Below are 20,557 nucleotides of genomic sequence, written 5' to 3'. Positions count from 1 at the left end.
GATAATTCGACTAATCTGCTTTCACACGTTCTGAAGTTGGGTCATACATTGGTTTGAGCGATACTTCTGCTTCAACCTTTGTTCCTGCTACGTCAATTTCGTATTTTGAACCGAGTACTTCAGCTGCTTTTTCACCCTTACATGGTACATATCCAAGACCAACAGCTGCACCTAAAGTGTGACCATAGCCGCCAGATGTGAGATAGCCCACTACTTCGCCATCACGCAAGATTGGTTCGTGGTGGTAGAGCAGCGGTTCAGGGTCTTTTAGTTTAAACTGCAACATTCTGTTTTCTAGGCCACTTTCTTTTTTAGCAAGCACTGCTTCACGGCCAATGAAATTCGGTTTGTCAGTTTTTGCAGCAAAGCCAAGACCTGCTTCTAAAATATGATCTTCAGAGGTGATATCGTGACCAAAATGTCGATAACCTTTTTCAATGCGGCATGAATCCATCATGTGCAATCCGCACAATTTAAGATCAAGCTCTTGGCCAGCTGTATGTAGAGTTTCAAATACATATGCTGCTTGGTCGTTTGATACATAGACCTCCCAACCCAATTCGCCGACATATGTCACGCGGTTTACCCGTGCTTGACCCATGCCGATCTCAATGTCTTGCGATGTGCCAAACGGGTTCACTGCGTTAGAAAAATCGTTTGGTGAAACCATTTGCAACAGTTTACGAGAATTTGGACCCATGACCGCAAGCACTGATTCAGCTGCCGTCATGTCAATAATGACGACATTGAAGTCGCCTTTATGACGTTCGAGCCAGGTTTGATCGGCAAGACGTGTCGCCGCTGGAGTGACCACAACATAGGAGGTTTCAGATAAACGAGTTGCGGTCACATCGGCTTCAATACCACCGGCATTGTTGAGGAATTGGGTATAGACCAACTTGCCAACAGGAACAGACATATTGTTTCCGCACACATAGTTGAGGAACTTTTCAGCATCCGGTCCTTCGACGCGAATTTTGCCGAATGATGACATGTCATAAAGACCAACATTTGTGCGAATAGCGTGATGTTCGCGCGCTGAATTTTCAAACCAGTTGGGCCGTTCCCAGCTGTATTCATATTCAGCTTTCTGGCCTTTGTCGGCAAACCAGTTCGCACGTTCCCAACCTGCAAGTTCGCCAAATACCGCACCATTTTCCTTTAAGTGATAGTGCAGGGCGCTTCGGCGAATACCGCGAGCTGTTTCTTTTTGGCGGAAAGGATAATGGTCTGCATATAGGAGACCCAAGGTCTCTTTCGAGCGTTCGTATAGATAGGTTTTGTTGCCTTGGAATGGTTGCATGCGCGAGATGTCAACATCACCTAAGTCAAATGGTTTTTCACCCGTATCCATCCAAGAAGCAAGGGCCATGCCGGCACCCCCAGCGGATTGAATGCCGATAGAGTTGAAACCAGCTGCAACCCAGAAATTATCACATTCGGGTGCAAGACCGAGATGGTAAGCATCATCAGGCGTAAAGCTCTCGGGCCCGTTGAAGAAGGTGTGAATACCTGCTTCAGCTAACATAGGTAAACGGTTGATTGCTTGCTCAAGAATTGGTTCAAAATGATCGAAGTCTTCTGGCAATTGATCAAATTCAAAGTTCTCAGGGATGCCATCCATGCCCCATGGTTTTGCATTTGGCTCAAAAGCACCGAGAAGAAATTTGCCCGCATCTTCTTTATAATATGCGCATTCATCTGGAACACGCAGAACGGGGAGTTGTTGTAGATTGGGGATGTTTTCGGTGACGATGTAAAAATGTTCGCAAGCATGGAGCGGTACATTTACTCCGGCCATTTTGCCAACCTCATGGCCCCACATGCCAGCACAGTTAACAACGTGGTCTGCCTCAATTAGACCTGTTTCCTCGCCCTGTTGCCATTCAACACCTGTGATGCGTTTTCCGTCCTTGTTGATCTTGGTCACTTTGACGTTTTCCTTGATCAAAGCACCTTTTAAACGCGCACCTTTTGCAAGAGCTAGTGCAATGTTAGCTGGATCACCCTGTCCGTCTTTTGGCAAGTAAACCCCGGCTGTGACCCCATCGATATTGATATGTTCATAGCGCTGCTGCACTTCTGTGGGTGAGATTTCCTCAACCTCAACACCAAATGCACGTGCCATAGCAGCTTGGCGGAGAATTTCTTCTTTACGTGCTTCTGTTAGTGCAACAGTGATTGATCCGCAACGACGAAAACCCGTTGCAACTTCCGTTTCGGCTTCAAGGGTTCCGTAAAGCTCTTGGCTATATTTTGCCAGTTTGGTCATGTTCTTTGAGGAACGAAGCTGGGCAATCAGGCCCGCTGCGTGCCAGGTCGTTCCGGAAGTGAGCTGTTTACGCTCCAACAGAACAATGTCTTTCCAACCAATTTTTGCCAGATGGTATGCCACTGAACAACCAATGACACCACCACCGATGATGACGACGCGTGCTTTTTCCGGCAGGCTCATGGGTAAATCTCCCTAAATTTTTGTTTGTAAATCTCAACCATTTCTTCTTCTGTAACGCCGTCATCGTAGGGCGGTGTTGTGAGTGGCTTTAGGTGTGAGATTTCAATTGTTACAATTGCGTTGATCCGATGGGCCAATGATGGCCATTCGTTTTTCCAATGAGTGATGAGGCTTTCAAACTCATCCGTTCCCTTTGTTGAAGTCGTCGCTTGGCCTCTAATCCGAATACCTTTTCGAGAAAATTGGTTGACGAAATTTACTTCTATTTCTGGATTATATTTTATGTTTTTTATTGTCTGTGGTGAGCGAATGTCAGCAAAGCCGATTTGGTTTTCGCTCAACACTAAAAATGTGCCTTTGGGGGAGACGTTTGGACGTCCGTCTGGGGTGACTGTTGCCACAAACCCCAAACGGAAAGTCTCGATAATATCCTTGGCAAAAGCGTTTAGCATCAGGCACGAATTCTTTCGTTGTCTGCGTCCCACAATGGAAGGTCTTCTTGCACAACCGCTTTGCAGCGTTTACCAAAGATTTCTACTTCCAGCTCAGTGCCAGGCGCAGCAAATTCGCTTTTAACAACGCCGAGCGCGACTGACTTATTGATGCGGTAACCCCAATTGCCTGAAGTTGTTTCACCAACAACTTCACCGTTGTTCCAAACGGTTGACATATAAGGTGCATCGCTGTCACCTGCTTCAACAACAAGAGTAACAAAACCTTTTTTCGCACCCTGCTGTTTTTCAGACTGTAGCGCTTGTTTACCTGGGAAGTTTTGCTCTTTGTTGAGACGAACAAAGCGTTCCAAACCACCTTCAAGAAGTGTGTAATCTGTTGATAGATCACCTTTCCAAGTGCGGTAACCTTTTTCAATTCTCATGGAATCTAAAGCATACATGCCAAATGGTGTTGCACCAGCATCGCGAATTGCTGAATAGGCATTTGCACTGTCTTCAAATGATGTGTGGACTTCCCAGCCCAATTCACCAGCAAATGAAATTCGGAATAATTTAGCTGGTTTGCCGGCAACAACTGCATCTTGAATGGTGAGCCAACCTGTTGAAAGATCAGCATCAGGTGCAATTTTTTCAATAAGATCACGAGACTTCGGACCGGTTACAAGATGCGTTGACCATTCTTTGGTGATGTCAGTTAATGTTAGAGATCCATCTTCAGGCAATGATTTTTTCAAGAATTCAAAATCGTGCCATTGGGCAACAGCTGCTGTCATTAGCCAGAAATCGTCTTCGCCCCAGCGAATGATTGTTACTTCTGTGATAATTCGGCCGCGGCTATCTGCAAAGTAACCCAGGTTCATACGCCCAGCTTTTGGCAATGCACCTGCGATTTGATTGCGCAACCATTCTGCCGCGCCTTCACCTGTTAATGTGTAGCGAGAGAAACCTGGCATATCCAAAACACCAACATTGTCGCGAACAGCTTCAACTTCTTCTTTAACGCGCGCGGCCCAGGGACCATTACGATCCCATGATTGCGTGGATTCTTCGGATGTATCATCACCATCTTTGGCGAACCAATTGGCGCGTTCCCAACCGTTATATGCACCCATTTGTGCACCATCGGCTAAAAGACGTTCTTGGTTAGGAGATAGCTTCTTATTACGTCCTGCAGGCCATTCATGATGGGGGAAATGCATGGCATATTCGTGACCATAGGTTTCCATAGCTTTTTGGTAGCAGAAGTCATGATCAGCATGGTCTGTATAACGACGCGGGTCCACAGCCCACATATCCCATTCTGTTTCACCTTCAGTGATCCATTCAGCCAAGACTTTACCCGCACCACCTGCTTGCGCGATACCAAATGTAAATGAGTGCGCTTCAAATGCGTTTTTCACGCCGGGCATTGGGCCAATCATTGGAAGACCATCTGGTGCATATGGAATTGGACCGTTGATTACACGCTCAACGCCTTGTGTGCCCAAAATTGGTAGGCGCTCCATGGCATCTTCGATGTAGAATTCCAAGCGATCAAGATCATCAGGGTAAAGCTGGAATGAGAAATCATCCGGCATTGGATCATCAGGGGTCACCCAATGTGCTTTACAATTGCGCTCATAAGGCCCGAGGTTCAAGCCATGTTTGTCCTGACGAAGATAGTAAGAGATATCTACATCACGGATCATTGGCATTTTATGCCCTTGCTCTTTTGTCCATGCTTCAAGTTCAGGAATTTCACCTGTTAGGAAATATTGGTGGCTCATAACAATCATCGGTACCGTGCGGCCACCATAAGGCTTAAACCATTCACCGACGCGCTGAGCATAATAGCCACATGCATTGACAACATATTCGCAGCGGATGTCACCTTTTTCAGTGTGAACAATCCACTCGTCGCCGTCACGTGATACGCCTGTGGCTGGCGTGAAGCGCAAAATGGATTGCCCCATATCACGCGCACCTTTTGCAAGCGCTTGTGTTAATTGTGCTGGATCAATATCGCCATCAAGTTTGTCCCAAAGACCACCAGCGAGATCGTGCGTTTCCATAAATGGGTTGAACTCGCGCAGCTCTTCAGGTGTGCAGATATCCATTTCCAGACCCTGGTGGCGGGCCATGCCAGCAACACGTTCAAATTCTTGCATACGCTCCTTGTTATGTGCAAGGCGGATTGCGCCTGTCACATGGTAGTTCATTGGGTAATCAACTTCTTCCGCAAGGCTGCGATACATCTTAAGCCCGTAGCGCTGCATATTCATTACAGCCCAAGATGCTGCAAAGTTTGGACAGTTGCCGGCTGCGTGCCATGTTGAACCCGCCGTGAGTTCATTCTTTTCTAATAGAACACAATCGGTCCATCCCGCTTTACCTAAATGGTAAAGGCTTGATACGCCGACTGCGCCACCCCCGATAATGACGACACGTGCTGTAGTTGGAAAGTCTGACATATTACCCTCGAATATTATTGTTTGAGTATGTTTTATTTTTTTAGTAAACCGGCGGCGAGATAACCCATATCGCCTCGGCAATTTCATCTGTTGGGTTTTCCCAACGGTATTTTTCGTTCTGGAATTGAAAGCTGTCACCGGCGTTGATTTCAAACATCCGCTCATCGAGCCATAAATTCATGCGACCAGAAATCAAATACCCACCTTCTTCCGTCGGTCTTGCATCCACCCATTCGCTGATTGAGTTTGGCGCAAATTCAGAGCGGATCATTTCAAAATCACCGGAGAGGTGTGGCGATAATAACTCTTCCACCAATCCGGCATGGCGCGAACCTAATTCTGCGCGCGCAGCTTTGCGTACGATTAAACCCTGTTCACCCTCGGGCGCTTGCTCGTTGCGGAAAAAGAAACTGATCGGGATTTCGAAAAATAGCGCAATGTTGCGAAGATCTGAAATCGATGGTTCTGTTTGTCCGCGTTCGATTTGGCTTAGCCATCCTGTCGATCGGTTTAAGCTGCTTGCCAACTCGATAAGACGAATATCTCGCGATTTGCGCAATGCGCGAATATCGGAGCCAACGCTAGCCTCGGATTCTGAAAATGCTGTATTTGAATTATCCAAACTTAATGATCCTAATAATGAAATTTAGTAAATTAATTTCATTTATTTTGCATCTGTGCAAGAGATTTATTTGTGTAGTGAGAAATTTCTGATACTGTTAGTGCCAAAAGAGATTGCCAATAGTGCCAGTTTGTCGTTTAATAAATCAGCGAGTTGGATGGATATTAGAAAATGCGTTACAGCCTATTTCATGTTGAACGTGAGCAGCAGAAATCTCTGCAAACACAAATTAGAGAAATGTTGGTGTCAGCAATGCTGGCAGGGCAATTGCCTGCGGATGCTCCTGTTCCCTCAACTCGCGCGATGGCCAAACGATTAAAAGTTTCACGTAATACTGTAATGTTGGCGTATCAGGCATTGGCATCTGATGGATATTTGGTGTCGCGTGAACGCTCGGGTTTTTATGTTTCCGCAGATGTGCGCAATGATTTATTCCAATCCGAACAAGCAAGTCAGGATACGCAAGTGTCCTTATCATCGGTTGATTGGAACAAAAAACTACGTCTAAAGCCGTCGCAGCAGTTAAACATTATCAAACCTAATGATTGGAACAATTATCCTTACCCATTCATATATGGGCAGGTTGATCCAAAGCTTTTTCCGATTAGCGCGTGGCGCGATTGTATTCGTCAGACACTAAGTTTGAAATGGTTGGATGCATGGACAGACGATCGTTTCAGCGCGGATGATCCGATGCTGATTGAGCAAATTCAGCAGCGCGTTTTAACCCGCCGTGGCGTCATGGCAAAGCGTGAAGAAATTTTGGTGACAATGGGCGCGCAAAACGCTCTGTTTATGTTGGCGCATTTATTGGTGCGCAAGGATACCAAAGTCGCTGTTGAAGATCCTGGTTATCCTGATATTCGCAACATGTTCAGATTGCGTACAGATGATGTGGTTAATATCCCGGTCGACCAAGAAGGGATGCGTGTCGATCAGTTAAGCGATGCGAAGATGGCGTTTGTAACCCCAAGTCACCAATATCCGACCAATGTGACAATGAGCGTTCAGCGCCGTCATGAATTGCTCGAATGGGCCAATGAAAATGATAGTCTGATTGTCGAAGATGATTATGAGTATGAAACGAATTTTCGACAGGAGCCTACACCGGCGCTCAAATCACTCGATCGTAATGGGCGGGTCTTATATATCGGTAGTTTGTCGAAGTCCCTGATGCCGGGATTGCGTGTTGGATTTCTTGTTGCTCCTGCTGAGTTCATTAAAGAAATTCGAGCATTGCGGCGGCTCATCTTGCGGCACCCACCTGGGAATAATCAAAGAGTCGTCGCGCTATTTTTATCGCTTGGCATACACAATGCATTGATAAACAAACTTAGCCAGAATTATCAAAAGCGATCTGAAATCCTAGGATTGGCATTGGCTAATAATTTTCATGGTTGGTATGAAGTGCCGAAATTTGGTGGCAGCTCGTATTGGATAAAAGGTCCGAGTGAGCTTGATTCGCGTCAACTTGTTAAAGTTGCAAAAGAAAAGGGTGTTTTGATCGAGCCTGGCGATGTTTTCTTTTCTAATCCGGATAAAAATAAGAACTATTTTCGCCTAGGTTTTTCGTCGATATCAGATGATAAGATAGAGCCCGGGATTAATCTTTTAGCACAATGCGTGGAAGAAGTGCTTTAATCCCGGCTTGGCTTCTCTTTGGGGTTAAAAAATAGGCAAATCAGTTGGATGCATAAAAAGCTATCTGTCACATGAATGTCAGAGAACTGGACCTATTGGCAAAATTGTGATTGCATCAGTGTGTGTTTTATCATTAGACTGATGATAGCGCTCAAATAATAAGGCTTTCAGACGGCCTCATAAGAAATCTGAGCGATACAAGTTTTAAAATAGGAGAGAACAATATGGGATTGAAAAAACTAGCTGGCGTTTTGGCCGGTGGTGCAATGACTTTGATGGCAACTGCACCGGGTTATGCGCTTGATGAGCTTGTTGTAGGTTACTTCCTAGAATGGCCAACACCAAACCAATATGCGCAAGCAAATGAACTTTATGCTAAAGAGCTCGGTATTCCAGTAAAATGGGTATCTTTTGACGCTGGTACAGCTATGTCAGCGGCAATGGCTTCAGGCGATGTGCATATCTCATTTTCACAAGGTGTAACACCGTTCTTGGTGGCAACTGCTGCTGGTCAAGATCTAACAGCTGTTGATATTGCTGTTTCATACTCAGATAACGACAACTGCGTTGTTCGTTCTGAACTTGAAATCACAAAAGACAATGTTGCTGAGCTTAAAGGCAAAAAAGTTGCTGTGCCACTTGGTACTGCTGCGCATTCTGGCTTCCTAGCTCAAATGGCGCATTTCGGCATTGCCGAAAGCGATCTTGAAATCGTGGATATGGCTCCATCAGATTCCGCTGCTGCATTTGCACAGCCAAACACTGATCTTGCTATGGCTTGCGGTTGGGGTGGTTCATTGCGTGCAATGAAGCAACACGGTAGCCCAATCATCGAAGGTGCTGAAAAAGAAGCAGTTGTTGGTAAAGTGTTTGATATCACTTCTATCCCAACTTCATTCGGTGAAGAAAACCCAGATGTACTTGCTAAGTTCTTGAAAGTTACTGCTGACATGAATGCGCAATATGCAGCTGATCCAGCTCCAATGATGGATTCAATTGCAAAAGCAGCTGGTATGGATGCTGAAGGTACAACAGCTGTGATCGGTACATTTGTGTTCCCTTCTGTTGAAACACAGCTTTCTGCAGACTGGATGGGCGGTGGCGTTGCTGAGTTCTTCACAAATGCTGCAGCTAGCCTAGAATCATCAGGCAAAATCAAAGCATTGCCCGACTATTCAGCAGTTGTTGATGCAAGCTATCTTGAAGCTGCTTCAAAAATGTAATTTGAGCCTAAGCTCTTAAAATTACCTCGCGTGGCGCTTAGAGCGCCGCGCAACCCTTTTCCCAAAAATCGGAGGTGGCGCCAATGTCTGGTTTGATCATTAACGATGTTTCCATGACCTTTTCTTTGCCGGACGGCGGCTCTGTTGAGGCTTTAAAAAACATCAATCTTAATATTAAAAAAGGCGAGCTGATGGCCGTTCTTGGTCCATCTGGTTGTGGCAAGACAACGCTTTTGAACATCCTCGCTGGCTTTTTAGCTCCCACTGCCGGTGAAATTTCCCTAAATGGTGACCGTGTAACTGGACCTCATTCTGAACGCGGAATGGTGTTCCAAAAAGGTGCGCTGTTTGAGTGGATGAACGTATCTGAAAATATTGGATTTGGTCCTCGCATGGCGGGTCGTCCGAAAGATGAGATCAGCAAGAGGACGAAGGAACTTCTTGAAATTGTGGGTCTCCAAGAATTTGAAAACAAAATGATCTATGAGCTTTCAGGCGGTATGCAACAACGTGTTGCTCTAGCGCGTTGTTTGGCCAATGATCCCGACGTGATCCTGATGGATGAGCCGCTCGGTGCGCTTGATGCGCTAACACGAGAGAAAATGCAGAGCCTTGTTTTGGACATTTGGAAAGAGACGGGCAAAACAATCATCTTGATTACTCACTCGGTGGAAGAAGCTCTTCTTCTCGGTGAACGTTTGCTTGTTATGGCACCGCGCCCCGGCCGAGTTCACAAAGAATATCAACTTCCATTTGCGGAAATTGGCGTTGGTGCTGATTTGCGTGAAGTGAAACGTCACAAAGACTTTGGCCCCACACGTGACGAAATCCTGAATATGATTTGGGATATGGAAGAAGAAATTATGGGCCGGACGGAGAGTGCATAATGTTGGGTGAAATCGGCGATCTAATTTCGACAACGTTCTGGATGGTTCTCGGCATTGCCGCAATCTTTGGAATATATTTGGCTGTATCTGGCTTGTGCTCCTTGGTTTATGCGGCATATGCCCGTGGTAAGGAGAAAGCAACAGGATTTGCCAGCTTAAAAACGGTTACTTTTGGTGACGAAAGTGCCGTGACTGCTAATCGAGCCGCTTCTATTGCTGCGGTGATTACCATCTTCTTGTTATGGGGGATTGCGACAGGTAGTAAGCTTCTTCCGTTTACAATCTTGCCTCCGCCATTTACCGGTGAAACTTCGTTCCAATACACAGCAACTAATGCTGCGGGTGAAACAGCTGAAGCGACTGTTTTTGTTTATGTGTCAAAGCAAGGTGAAGAGGGTGCAAAGGCCCCTGAAGTTGCCAATGCTGCAACAGGGTTTGCCGTCGATGATGCTGTGCTTGTGCCAGAACGTCGTAATAAAATCTTGAGAGCTCAAGATAATGATGTTGGTGGCAAAGAAGAAGGTTACCGCGTTACGGCCATTAACGGGCAAGCAATCGCGCCAAATGACATCGTTTCATTTGGAGATGGTGACATCTTTATGACATCTAAGGGTTCTTTGTCGGTCCGTCCTTCGCAAGGTCACACAATGGAGGCATTGTTCTTGCCGCCTCCTGAGCAGGTCTGGGATCGTTTCTGGCAATTAAATGCTGACGGTTACCAAGGCGTTGGCCTTTGGGAAAACGTTTTCTGGTCTCTTATCCGTGTTGTTGTTGGTTTTGCATTGGGTTGTCTTTTTGGTATCCCGCTGGGATTTGCAATGGGGCTTAACTCATGGCTGCGCGGTTGGTTTGATCCAATTGTAGAGTTCATGCGTCCAGTTCCACCTCTTGCGCTTATCCCGCTGATCATCATTTGGTTTGGTATTGGCGAGCAAGGTAAAATTAGCCTTCTCTTCTTGGCGGCCTTGTGGATCATGACAATTGGTGCACGCGCGGGTGTATCCGGGGTGAATATTTCTAAAGTTCACGCTGCATATTCATTAGGTGCTACAAAACGCCAATTGCTGATGAAGGTTATTTTACCAAACTCATTACCTGAGATCTTTACAGGTGCCCGCGTTGCTATGGGTGTTTGTTGGGGTACGGTTGTGGCTGCTGAACTTGTGGCTGCGGAAAAAGGTGCAGGTAAAATGATTATCGCTGCTTCTAAATTCCAGCTGACTGACATCGTTATTATCGGTATCATTATTATTGGTGTTATCGGCTACGGTATCGACGTTCTCATGCGTATGGCAGAAGATAAACTTGTGCCTTGGAAAGGACGCGGCTAACCGCCTCGGTCTTTGCATTATTAAACTTTGAAGCGCCGTGTCTGATTAAATTCCGACACGGCGCTTTTGTTTTGAATAAGATCAAAGATCATCTCAATCTGGTGCCAATAATTTATTCAGACTGGCTTTATCAATATTGATCAAAAATATTAAATAATGAGACTAATTATCTCATAAATAACCAGAATTTGCAAAATATTCATAATTGGATTACTAGACATTATGGGCGCTTTGTTGCGATAAGGGGTTGAGTATATTTGTCCTTATCAGGCGGGTTTAATTTTATTTGGAGGATGTAGATTTTGTCAGAAACTTCTCACGTGGTTGATAAATCACCGCATGTGTCGGATGAAATTCGCCAGACAACATGTTACATGTGTGCTTGCCGTTGCGGCATTAATGTTCATGTCCGTAAGGATGAGAACGGCGAGGACAAAATCCGCTATATTGAGGGTAATAAAGACCATCCGATTAACAAAGGTGTTTTGTGTGCCAAAGGTTCTGCGGGCATTATGCAGCACTATTCACCGGCTCGTTTGTCCAAGCCCTTAAAACGCGTGGGCGAACGTGGTGAAGGTAAGTTTGAGCCGATCGAATGGGAAGAAGCATTGGAGATGGCAACAGGTTGGTTGTCAGAAGTACGCAACAAGGATCCAAAGAAACTTGCTTTCTTTACAGGGCGTGATCAATCGCAATCCTTCACCGGTTGGTGGGCACAGCAATATGGGACGCCAAACTTTGCCGCTCACGGTGGTTTTTGTTCCGTGAATATGGCCGCTGGCGGCATTTACACATTCGGTGGTGCGTTCTGGGAATTTGGTTCACCTGATTGGGACAAAACAGAATTGTTTGTGATTTTCGGTGTTGCAGAAGATCACGATTCCAACCCGATTAAAATCGGCTTGTCTAAGCTTAAATCTCGTGGTGTAAAAACCATCGGTGTTAATCCGGTTCGGACTGGATATAACGCGATTGCCGACGAATGGGTTGGCATTACGCCAGGTACTGATGGATTATTTGTATTATCCCTCATCCACGAATTGCTAAAAGCTGGCCGTATCGATGTTGATTATCTAATTCGTTATACCAATGCGCCATGGCTCGTAATTAATAATCCTGGCGGTAATGATCACGGTACATTTGCACGCGACAAAGACGGCAATGCGCTGGTGCTGGATCGTAAAACAGGTAAAGCTGTTGCTTATAATAAAAAGGGTGTGAAACCTGATCTTCAGGGTGAAATTGCGGTGAAAAAAGGGGTGAATGCTCGTCCTGCATTTGCGCTTCTTGCAGACAAATATATGGACGAGAAATACGCGCCTGCAAATGTAAGTGAAGCAACTGGTATTAGCGAAAATCAGATCGTTCGTATCGCTGGTGAAATTGCTGAAGCTGCGTTTGATAAAGAGATCACGCTTGATCAGCCTTGGACTGATATGAAGGGCGAGAAGCACGATAAGATGATCGGGCGTCCTGTATCTTTCCATGCGATGCGCGGAATTTCAGCGCACTCAAATGGATTCCAAACCTGTCGCGCAATTCACGTTCTGCAGATTTTGCTGGGTTCAATTGATTGCCCTGGTGGGTTTAGATTTAAGCCGCCATATCCGCGTCCAGTTAGCGCGCAACCTGCGCCGCATGGCGGTTCAAAACCAAATACGCCGCTTGCAGGTCCGCAGCTTGGTTTCATGCGTGGTCCGGAAGGTCTGTTGCTTGAAGAAGATGGTGTGACGCCACAGCGTATTGATAAAGCTTATTCTTGGGATGCGCCAATGTCATCACATGGTTTGATGCACATGGTTATTCCAAATGCGCATGCGCGTGATCCGTATGGTATCGATGTTTTGTTCATGTATATGGCCAATATGTCTTGGAACTCCTCGATGAATTCATCGGGCGTTATGAAGATGCTCACCGACAAGGATGAGAACGGTGAATATATTATTCCAAAACTTATCTATTCAGATGCCTATTCATCTGAGATGGTGGCCTACGCTGATCTGGTATTACCGGATACGACTTATCTTGAACGTCACGATGCGATTTCGCTGCTTGATCGTCCGATCAGTGAACCTGAAGCGATGTGCGATGCCATCCGCTGGCCAGTGTTTGAGCCTGACCGTGATGTGCGTGGGTTCCAATCGGTTTTGATTGATTTAGGTGGTCGTCTTGGTTTGCCCGGAATGACCAATGAAGATGGATCTGCGAAGTTTAAAGATTACGCTGATTACATTACCAATCACCAGCGTAAACCAGGTGTTGGCCCGCTTGCCGGCTGGCGCGGTGAAAACGGTGATAAGACGGGTCGCGGTGAACCAAACCCTGATCAGATCAAACGCTATATCGAAAATGGTGGTTTTTCGGAAAACCACGTGCCAACAGAAGCGCTCTATTATAAACATGCCAATATGGCTTGGCAGAACTGGGCTGTTGAAATGGGGCTTCAAGATGCGCCCGTTGAAAACGTCTTCCAGATTTATTGTGAGCCAATGGCGAAATTCCAATTGTGTGCAGAAGGTAAGATGGAGCCAAAGGCACCACAAAGTCATGCATCGCGCATTAAAGATTGTTTTGATCCGTTGCCAGATTGGTATGCACCATTTGAAGGCACAGGTATCGATACCAGCGAATATCCATATCATGCATTAACGCAAAGACCTGCGGCAATGTATCACTCATGGGGATCGCAAAATGCGTGGTTACGTCAGATCCATGGCGATAATCCGATGTATATTCCATCTGAGATTTGCGATGAGGCGGGGCTTGAAGATGGGGATTGGGCTTGGATCATTTCCTATCACGGCAAGATCAAAGTACCTGTACGACGGATGAATGCGGTTAATCAGAAAACCCTTTGGACATGGAACGCGATTGGTAAACGTAAAGGGGCATGGTCTTTATCACCAAATGCACCTGAGACGACCAAAGGCTTCTTGCTCAACCACTTGATCAATGAGCTTCTACCAGCAAAAGAAGATGGCTACAGATGGTCCAATTCTGATCCGATTACAGGGCAGGCCGCCTGGTTTGATCTACGTGTGCGTGTTGAAAAAGCAAGTGATGGTCCCGAGCTATCACAGCCGCAATTTGATCAGCAAAGCAATTCGGGGCACATCGCTCCAGAGGGCTTAAGTTACGGTAAGGAGTGGACGAAATAATGACCATGCTTCCTCAAACAACCCAGAAGAAACTTGGGCTCGTCATTGATCTAGATATTTGCGTTGGCTGTCATGCTTGCGCGGTGAACTGTAAAGAGTGGAACACTGGTGGGTATGGTGCAGCTTTGTCTGATACCGATCCTTATGGCGATAGCCCAACAGGTGCTTGGCTCAACCGTATCCACACATATGAGGTTACGCCGGAAGATGCACCAGCATCTATCGTTCACTTCCCAAAATCATGCTTGCATTGTGATGATGCGCCTTGTGTGACGGTTTGCCCAACTGGTGCAAGTTATAAGCGCAGCGAAGATGGCATCGTGCTCGTTGATGAGGATATGTGTATCGGTTGCGGTCTTTGTGCTTGGTCGTGTCCTTATGGTGCACGCGAAATGGACCCTACGGAAAACGTCATGAAGAAATGTACTTTGTGCGTAGACCGAATTTACAACGAAAACCTTGAAGAAGTTGATCGCGTGCCGGCATGTGTGAAAACTTGTCCTGCAAGTGCACGTCATTTCGGAGACTTTGCGGATCCAAATTCAGATGTTTCCAAAATGGTTGCTGACCGCGGCGGTATAAACCTCATGCCAGAAATGGAAACTTCGCCGGTGAATAAATACTTGCCACCGCGTCCAAAAACACGCCCAGAAAGCACAGGCTGTGGCAGCGCATCTGTTGCACCAGCAGTTGCGGATAAAGGCGTTCTTGGTTGGCTCGATCGAGCTCTCACATCATTAGACAAGTTGGGATAAGTCATGCATCCAGCAGTTTCAGTTATATTCTTTACAGTTATTTCAGGTGCCGGATTTGGTTTTATGGCGCTTATCGGGCTTGGATGGGCGATGCCAAACAGTGCAGTTGCAGCGTTTTTAATTTCGTTGCTTGCAGGTGGTCTTTGCGTGATTGGACTTTTGTCTTCCCTCTTTCACTTAGGGCATCCTGAGCGTTTTTGGCGCGCATTTTCTCAATGGCGCTCATCATGGCTATCTCGCGAGGGTGTGTTATCCGTGCTAACGCTTACTTTGTTTGCAATTTACGCTCTGGTTTGGATGGTAACGGGTGAACGCATTGGCGTGCTTGGGTTTATCATTGCCGTTCTTGCGATTGTAACAATTTATGCAACATCGATGATTTATGCATCGCTGAAGACCGTTCCAAGCTGGCATAATGTGCTCACGTCTATCTGCTATGTTGCATTTGGTTTGGCGTCTGGCATCGTGCTTGCAGCGACATTTGGAACTGCATCATATGTAGCGGGCATTTCAGTTAGTGTATTGGCTGGATTGGCGCTGATTGCTGCATGGGGGCTGAAGCTTTTGTGGTGGCGCCGTGCCGATGGTGTTGGTTTTTCAGATACGGGTTCTGATACTGGAACAGCAACAGGTCTTGGTCACCTTGGTAAAGTCAAATTATTTGAAAAACCGCATTCCGGCGAAAACTATCTCACCAAAGAGATGATGCACCAGATTGGTCGTAAACATGCTAAAAAATTGCGTTCTATTTCGGTTGGTCTTGGTTTGATTGTTCCGTTTATTTTTGCTGCTTTGGCATTTTTGACCGGAGTATATGGCGTCTTTATGTTCTTAGCATTCTTATCCATGTTGGCTGGACTGTTCGCTGAACGCTGGTTGTTCTTCGCGGAAGCCAAACATGCGGTTTCGCTATACTACTAATATGAAATTGGCGGCTTAGGTCGCCTTTTTTGTGTCTAGCTAATAGAGAGTTGTTGGAGGCGCTGTGGTCCAATTACGCAGTAATGGGTGTAGTCTTTGTAGAGTTGCTTGAATTCAAGATTTCGGTTGTGAGTTTTGGCCAACGCACTGACATAATCAAACAAGTCTGCGCGGGGAGTGACGTGAAATAGCTTTAGCCATTTGGTCAATATTGATTTGAATATTTTAGGCAGTTCAGTTTGTTGGCCAAAGTCTACGATGTGAATTGAGCCCTTGTCCGACAGATGTAGAAATGCTTGTTCCAATGTACCTTGCCAATCAGGGATCATTGATAGGCTGTAGGATATGTAAATCCGATCAAACTTTTCAACGCCAAAAAGTTCTACCGGAGCAAAACTGGTTGCATCACCTTGATGGATGGAAATGCGATTTGTAAGGCGATGCTTGTTGATGAGTTTTTGTGCGGATTTTAGCATTTCATTGGAAATGTCCAGTCCATAAAAAGTTGCGCTTTTATGGTTGTTCGCTGCGATGACAAGATTTCGTCCGGTTCCGCAACCTAGCTCCAACACGCGTCCATCATGTGGAGGTGCAAGATCATTTATCAATCGGTCTCGACCCAGCAGATAATGTTTTCGGCTCACATCATATATATGCCGCTGAAATGCGTAAATACTGTCCATCTGCAGCTTATGAGATATTGCACTTTCCGTCATGTGATCAGCCTTTACGTTCGTAAAGATGGAAACCACCATAAATGGCCGATCGATCTTGTTTGGTGAGTTCTTTCGATTGATCCGCGTGATAATGCCAGTAGGACATAGTCTTATCTGTGACACGACCTTCCAATATTGATGGGATACTAGCTGTTCTAAAGATAACGCGTGCACCAGGAGCTGCCGTTCTGTTTATTTCTTGCCAAAGTTCTTCAAGCTGATCATCTGTCATCCAGTCCTGCGCATCCAGCAACACATAGGCGTTTTTGGATTTATCTTTTTGAGACTTCAGATATTCTGTGAAGGTTTTGTTTTGGTACTCGACATTTGTTTTTGCGGATCTAAGCGTACGTAAATTCTCGAACCGAAGGTAGGGCGGTAATGGCCCGGTGCTGTCGTCTTTATATCCACGGTTAAATGCCTGCCACGCGAAGTAATTTTCAGTCAGCGGAAAATCACACATTAATGCTCGGGTGCGTTCTTTTAAAACTGCAAGCATGTCACCATTTGCAGCACTGGCTAATTCTTCATATTGCTGGGGCGGAATGCCAAGACCAAAAAGGCTTAGCTTCCGGTTCGTCAAAAATTTGATGACTTTTCCGTCAAACAATGGTTCCACATGTTGCTTGTAGTACCTTTTTTGCTCGTCAAGGTTTCTACAATCGATGAACTCACGCAGATCAACGCCGTTTAATTTTGCGAAAATATGAACAGCTTTGATGAAACGTCCTAAAACACCATTTTGATAAAACCCATTGGTGAACATATCAATCTTACGCTGGATTAGACCGTGGCGCGATTCCCAATATTTGATAGTCTGTGCATCCAAATGAGGTTTGTAATAAACCTCGTAAAAATTGATGTTTGACGCATCATCGCCCACACCAAAAAAATCGAAAAACGTTCTATAATTCGGAGAATGCCGGATGCCAACCAATTTCAGTTTATTCAAAGCGATATGTGCAGGAGATAAATCCAATGCCGTAATATTGGCAGGTTCCCTCGTCATATAGGACAGCACGTTGCAGCCACCGGACGCAATACAAACCAAATTATCATCTGGCTGAATATTAAGCGCTCTCATGTCCACTTCAGGGTCTTCCCATATTTGGGGGTAGACGAGTTTGGTGAAATTATGCGCAAACAAACGTTCTAATAGTCCTGTTTTGGACATAAATGAATGGCGCGATACGGATTGAATGACCTGCTGTCGATAACCGCCTACCTGTTCCATGATTGCAAAACCTTTCCGTATGAGTTCAAGCCATTTAAGCTTCTAATGGCTCAGATCCCTTTGACTTAGTTTGATTTGTTGATGACTGTCTTTGCTAACCTGGTCGGGCAAAGCGCCTGTTTCCGCCCAATAAATGAGCTCAAATTTCCCGTTAAAATCCTCAACGATTGCCGTGCAGCTTTCCACCCAGTCGCCGGTATTTAAGTAAAAGACGTCATCGACTTGTTTGATTGTTGGATGATGGATGTGGCCGCAGATGATGCCATCCGCACCATGTTTTTTAGCTTCGTGTGAGAGGATGTCTTCATAATCGCCGATAAAGTTAACCGCACTTTTGACTTTATATTTTGCCCAGCGGGACAAAGACCAATATTGCCCGCCCCATAACCTACGAAACTTATTTAATAGGGTGCTTAGGCTAAGCACTGTTTCATAAGCCCAGTCCCCAATATGGGCGAGCCATTTGGCGTTTTTGATAACAACGTCAAACTGGTCGCCATGAATGATGAGGAATTTCTTGCCCGTTGAACTTTCAAATATGTCTGTTTCTTTAACTTCAATTCCACCAAAATGCGTGCCGAAGTAATTTCGCATCACTTCATCGTGGTTACCCGGGATATAGATAATCTTGCTGCCTTTTCGTGCTTTTCGCAGAATTTTTTGGACAACATCATTATGGGTTTGCGGCCAATACCAACCTTTTCTCAAGCGCCACCCGTCAAATATATCTCCGATAAGATAGATATATTCCGCATCATGTACTTTTAAAAAGCTGAGAAGCATTTCTGCCTGACAGCCTTTTGTGCCCAAATGAATATCGGACAAAAACAATGCGCGGTGGTGAAAATTCTGTGACAAGTTTCTTAGCTCCAGAGAATTTGCACCCCTTTAATCCTATTGAGATGACAAGCTGATGACATGATGCACCGGCTCAATATGCGTTCTAAGAATGGGGCACTTCCCCATAAAGTTTAGAAATAGGGTTAATAGAACGGAAAGGTCCTTGTCGTATCTTATGAGCCAGTAGTGTTTTGTATTTTGTATTGTGTGCTAGCGTATTATGGCCAAGAAACCGTCGAAAACGACGCCCAAAGATGGCGATTTAGAGCAAGCCCCTAAAAAGGGGTTGTTCAGCTTTTTGCGACGTAAAAAGAAAAATAACACGAAAAATCAAGAAGGTGGCAAGGTTCAAGCGGCTGATGAAGCCCAGGTAGCCGATCAAGACGCTGTTAAAGCTGAAAAAGAGCCAGCAAAGAAGAAGTCATCAAAGCCTGCGCGTAAAACAACGGCAAAGAAAGAACCCGTAGCCGCTAAAAAAACGACTGCAAGAAATACATCTGCAAAGACTGCAAAGGGTGAAAATGCTCCTAAGCGCAAACCCGGTAGGCCAAAGAAAAAGGTTGAAGAGCCGCAAATTGCTGCGGCAATTGAAGAGGTCGAAGAAGAGGCAGCTTCCGAGAAAAGGCGTGCACTTTTTGGTTTTCTAAAGCGAAAGAAAAAGCGAAGGCCTCCTCCGACGAGCAGGTTGTCGCAAAGGATGCGGCTGATGATCAGCCCTTAGAACCAAAGCAAAAGAAAAAGCTCTTTGGGTTTTTAAAGCGGAAGAAAAAGACAGATGCTGTCGCAGAAGAACCATTAGAGATTGATGTATCAGGCGATATTCCTGTTGGCACAGGAATGATTGACACTGAGATCGATGATGATGAGGGGTTGCCGGTTAAAAAAGGCATCTTCACCAAAAAGTTTTTGATTATTATTTTAAGCGGTTTTGCACTTACAGCAACATCTGGTGCTGCTGCTGTGGTTTTTGTGAAACCTGGCTTTATGGACAAGAACATTACTGGTTTGGCATGTGATCTGGTGCATGAAGTCCAGTTTGAACTCATGAAAGAAAATCGTGTCACATCTTATATTCGGGCTAACGCGATGCCGACCAAAGAGCGTGTTCTTATGGTTCTTAACTATACGAAATTCTTGATTGGCGAATATCCCGATAGTCAGCTTGTGACTGTCTCATTGCTTGATGCCGATGGACCAACGAGCCGTCCAGATTTTCGCGGTAGTAATATTGGTGCGCAGGTGGTATTTGCGCCGGACCCATTATTGACACAAGCGACTAAAAAGCAGTGGGAAGTGCGTTATGTCAACACGGACAAGGCCTATGGCGGGAAGTTTATTGGTGACCGTTATGAATTGTCTCCTGAAGAAATAATGACGCTCAGTGAAGAGATTATCGAGCCTGCAGGTTGTTACGTTCCTGAAGAAGAAATGTCTGAAGAGGAATTAGCTGAGAAAGAACGCCTTGAAGCGGAAGCTCTGGCGGCGGAAGAGGCTGCGCAGGCAGCATTGGATGCTGAAGCGGAGAAAAATGCGGAACCAGGAATGATCGATGATGTTCTAGCGCTTGTTGGTCTGGGTGGTTCAGATGACGAAGAAATGGCACCTGAAGGCGAAGTCATGGAAGAAAACGCCAACATTTATCCAGGTGATAAAGTTGAGATGGAAGAAGCTCAACAAGAAGATGAAGCCGGATTCTTCGATGGTATCTTGCAAATGGTTGGTTTGGGTTCGGATGATAACTCGGCACAAAATGAACAAAAAGTTGACGTGTTGGGAACAAAAATCCGCTACAATTAAGCTCCAAGATTATATCTTTATGTAAACTGAATTGATTTTCTTCATCTTGAAACTGATGCGATAATCAGATGT

At 45.5% G+C, this 20,557-nt stretch carries 16 protein-coding genes; 9 read left to right on the top strand and 7 right to left on the bottom strand.

The window, feature by feature from the left end:
* Nucleotides 1–10 precede the first annotated feature (10 nt).
* The 4 genes from ACZ1GZ_RS18530 to ACZ1GZ_RS18515 are packed head-to-tail and all read right to left on the bottom strand — an operon-like array spanning nucleotide 11 to nucleotide 5,982.
* Complete coding sequence (locus ACZ1GZ_RS18530) at nucleotides 11–2,455, bottom strand: GcvT family protein (RefSeq protein ID WP_472666377.1); 2,445 nt, start codon at nucleotides 2,453–2,455, stop codon at nucleotides 11–13.
* A complete protein-coding gene (locus ACZ1GZ_RS18525; protein WP_472666376.1) occupies nucleotides 2,452–2,907 on the bottom strand; it encodes a pyridoxamine 5'-phosphate oxidase family protein in 456 nt (151 codons plus the stop codon). Before ACZ1GZ_RS18525 ends, ACZ1GZ_RS18530 begins: the two co-directional genes overlap by 4 nt.
* Nucleotides 2,907–5,360 carry a GcvT family protein gene (locus ACZ1GZ_RS18520; RefSeq protein WP_472666375.1) on the bottom strand — a complete coding sequence of 818 codons (2,454 nt, stop codon included), beginning with the start codon at nucleotides 5,358–5,360 and terminating at the stop codon, nucleotides 2,907–2,909. Before ACZ1GZ_RS18520 ends, ACZ1GZ_RS18525 begins: the two co-directional genes overlap by 1 nt.
* A gap of 40 nt (nucleotides 5,361–5,400) precedes the next feature.
* A complete protein-coding gene (locus ACZ1GZ_RS18515; protein WP_472666374.1) occupies nucleotides 5,401–5,982 on the bottom strand; it encodes a helix-turn-helix domain-containing protein in 582 nt (193 codons plus the stop codon).
* 171 nt (nucleotides 5,983–6,153) lie between these two features.
* Here ACZ1GZ_RS18515 and pdxR point away from each other — a divergent pair, with 171 nt between their 5' ends.
* The 7 genes from pdxR (at nucleotide 6,154) to ACZ1GZ_RS18480 (ending at nucleotide 15,898) form a co-directional block, all read left to right on the top strand.
* Entirely contained in the window at nucleotides 6,154–7,623 is a 1,470-nt protein-coding gene (pdxR, locus tag ACZ1GZ_RS18510) for a MocR-like pyridoxine biosynthesis transcription factor PdxR (RefSeq protein ID WP_472666373.1), read from the top strand.
* A gap of 224 nt (nucleotides 7,624–7,847) precedes the next feature.
* Nucleotides 7,848–8,846 (top strand): taurine ABC transporter substrate-binding protein, encoded by a 999-nt coding sequence (locus tag ACZ1GZ_RS18505; RefSeq protein ID WP_472666372.1) that lies wholly within the window; start codon nucleotides 7,848–7,850, stop codon nucleotides 8,844–8,846.
* Nucleotides 8,847–8,929: 83 nt separating this feature from the next.
* A complete protein-coding gene (locus tag ACZ1GZ_RS18500) occupies nucleotides 8,930–9,733 on the top strand; it encodes a taurine ABC transporter ATP-binding protein (protein WP_472666371.1) in 804 nt (267 codons plus the stop codon).
* Entirely contained in the window at nucleotides 9,733–11,064 is a 1,332-nt protein-coding gene (locus ACZ1GZ_RS18495; RefSeq protein ID WP_472666370.1) for an ABC transporter permease subunit, read from the top strand. The genes ACZ1GZ_RS18500 and ACZ1GZ_RS18495 overlap by 1 nt, the downstream gene beginning before the upstream one ends.
* Nucleotides 11,065–11,366: 302 nt before the next feature.
* Nucleotides 11,367–14,222: a molybdopterin oxidoreductase family protein gene (locus ACZ1GZ_RS18490; RefSeq protein ID WP_472666369.1), complete on the top strand. Its 2,856-nt coding sequence runs from the start codon at nucleotides 11,367–11,369 to the stop codon at nucleotides 14,220–14,222.
* Nucleotides 14,222–14,977: a 4Fe-4S dicluster domain-containing protein gene (locus ACZ1GZ_RS18485; protein WP_472666368.1), complete on the top strand. Its 756-nt coding sequence runs from the start codon at nucleotides 14,222–14,224 to the stop codon at nucleotides 14,975–14,977. The genes ACZ1GZ_RS18490 and ACZ1GZ_RS18485 overlap by 1 nt, the downstream gene beginning before the upstream one ends.
* A 3-nt stretch (nucleotides 14,978–14,980) precedes the next feature.
* On the top strand, nucleotides 14,981–15,898 hold the full coding sequence (locus ACZ1GZ_RS18480) for a dimethyl sulfoxide reductase anchor subunit family protein (RefSeq protein WP_472666367.1): 918 nt from the start codon (nucleotides 14,981–14,983) through the stop codon (nucleotides 15,896–15,898).
* Between the two features lie 35 nt (nucleotides 15,899–15,933).
* Here the strand turns inward: ACZ1GZ_RS18480 and ACZ1GZ_RS18475 are convergent, their stop codons facing one another.
* From ACZ1GZ_RS18475 to ACZ1GZ_RS18465, 3 genes are read right to left on the bottom strand one after another with little or no spacing between them, the layout of a single operon-like run.
* The gene (locus ACZ1GZ_RS18475) at nucleotides 15,934–16,614 is read right to left on the bottom strand and encodes a class I SAM-dependent methyltransferase (RefSeq protein ID WP_472666366.1); all 681 of its coding nucleotides are present in this window, start codon (nucleotides 16,612–16,614) and stop codon (nucleotides 15,934–15,936) included.
* A gap of 4 nt (nucleotides 16,615–16,618) precedes the next feature.
* Nucleotides 16,619–17,848, bottom strand: coding sequence for a BtaA family protein (locus ACZ1GZ_RS18470; RefSeq protein WP_472666365.1), 1,230 nt, complete (start codon nucleotides 17,846–17,848; stop codon nucleotides 16,619–16,621).
* 42 nt (nucleotides 17,849–17,890) lie between these two features.
* Entirely contained in the window at nucleotides 17,891–18,706 is an 816-nt protein-coding gene (locus ACZ1GZ_RS18465; protein ID WP_472666364.1) for a UDP-2,3-diacylglucosamine diphosphatase, read from the bottom strand.
* Nucleotides 18,707–18,908: 202 nt separating this feature from the next.
* Between ACZ1GZ_RS18465 and ACZ1GZ_RS18460 the strand changes: the two genes are divergently transcribed.
* Nucleotides 18,909–19,409 (top strand): hypothetical protein, encoded by a 501-nt coding sequence (locus ACZ1GZ_RS18460; protein ID WP_472666363.1) that lies wholly within the window; start codon nucleotides 18,909–18,911, stop codon nucleotides 19,407–19,409.
* Between the two features lie 116 nt (nucleotides 19,410–19,525).
* Nucleotides 19,526–20,485 (top strand): hypothetical protein, encoded by a 960-nt coding sequence (locus ACZ1GZ_RS18455; RefSeq protein WP_472666362.1) that lies wholly within the window; start codon nucleotides 19,526–19,528, stop codon nucleotides 20,483–20,485.
* Nucleotides 20,486–20,557: the final 72 nt, after the last annotated feature.

It is taken from the genome of Lentilitoribacter sp. JB5-8 (assembly GCF_055693385.1).
Note: the sequence above shows the minus strand (reverse complement) of the source record. Positions and strands in the feature narration are given on the sequence as shown.

Excerpts from the sequence above, each read along its gene's own strand:
- ACZ1GZ_RS18530 (WP_472666377.1), bottom strand. The coding sequence starts at position 2,455 with ATGAGCCTGCCGGAAAAAGCACGCGTCGTCATCATCGGTGGTGGTGTC.
- ACZ1GZ_RS18525 (WP_472666376.1), bottom strand. The coding sequence starts at position 2,907 with ATGCTAAACGCTTTTGCCAAGGATATTATCGAGACTTTCCGTTTGGGG.
- ACZ1GZ_RS18520 (WP_472666375.1), bottom strand. The coding sequence starts at position 5,360 with ATGTCAGACTTTCCAACTACAGCACGTGTCGTCATTATCGGGGGTGGC.
- pdxR (WP_472666373.1), top strand. The coding sequence starts at position 6,154 with ATGCGTTACAGCCTATTTCATGTTGAACGTGAGCAGCAGAAATCTCTG.
- ACZ1GZ_RS18505 (WP_472666372.1), top strand. The coding sequence starts at position 7,848 with ATGGGATTGAAAAAACTAGCTGGCGTTTTGGCCGGTGGTGCAATGACT.
- ACZ1GZ_RS18500 (WP_472666371.1), top strand. The coding sequence starts at position 8,930 with ATGTCTGGTTTGATCATTAACGATGTTTCCATGACCTTTTCTTTGCCG.
- ACZ1GZ_RS18495 (WP_472666370.1), top strand. The coding sequence starts at position 9,733 with ATGTTGGGTGAAATCGGCGATCTAATTTCGACAACGTTCTGGATGGTT.
- ACZ1GZ_RS18485 (WP_472666368.1), top strand. The coding sequence starts at position 14,222 with ATGACCATGCTTCCTCAAACAACCCAGAAGAAACTTGGGCTCGTCATT.
- ACZ1GZ_RS18480 (WP_472666367.1), top strand. The coding sequence starts at position 14,981 with ATGCATCCAGCAGTTTCAGTTATATTCTTTACAGTTATTTCAGGTGCC.
- ACZ1GZ_RS18475 (WP_472666366.1), bottom strand. The coding sequence starts at position 16,614 with ATGACGGAAAGTGCAATATCTCATAAGCTGCAGATGGACAGTATTTAC.
- ACZ1GZ_RS18470 (WP_472666365.1), bottom strand. The coding sequence starts at position 17,848 with ATGGAACAGGTAGGCGGTTATCGACAGCAGGTCATTCAATCCGTATCG.
- ACZ1GZ_RS18460 (WP_472666363.1), top strand. The coding sequence starts at position 18,909 with ATGGCCAAGAAACCGTCGAAAACGACGCCCAAAGATGGCGATTTAGAG.
- ACZ1GZ_RS18455 (WP_472666362.1), top strand. The coding sequence starts at position 19,526 with ATGATTGACACTGAGATCGATGATGATGAGGGGTTGCCGGTTAAAAAA.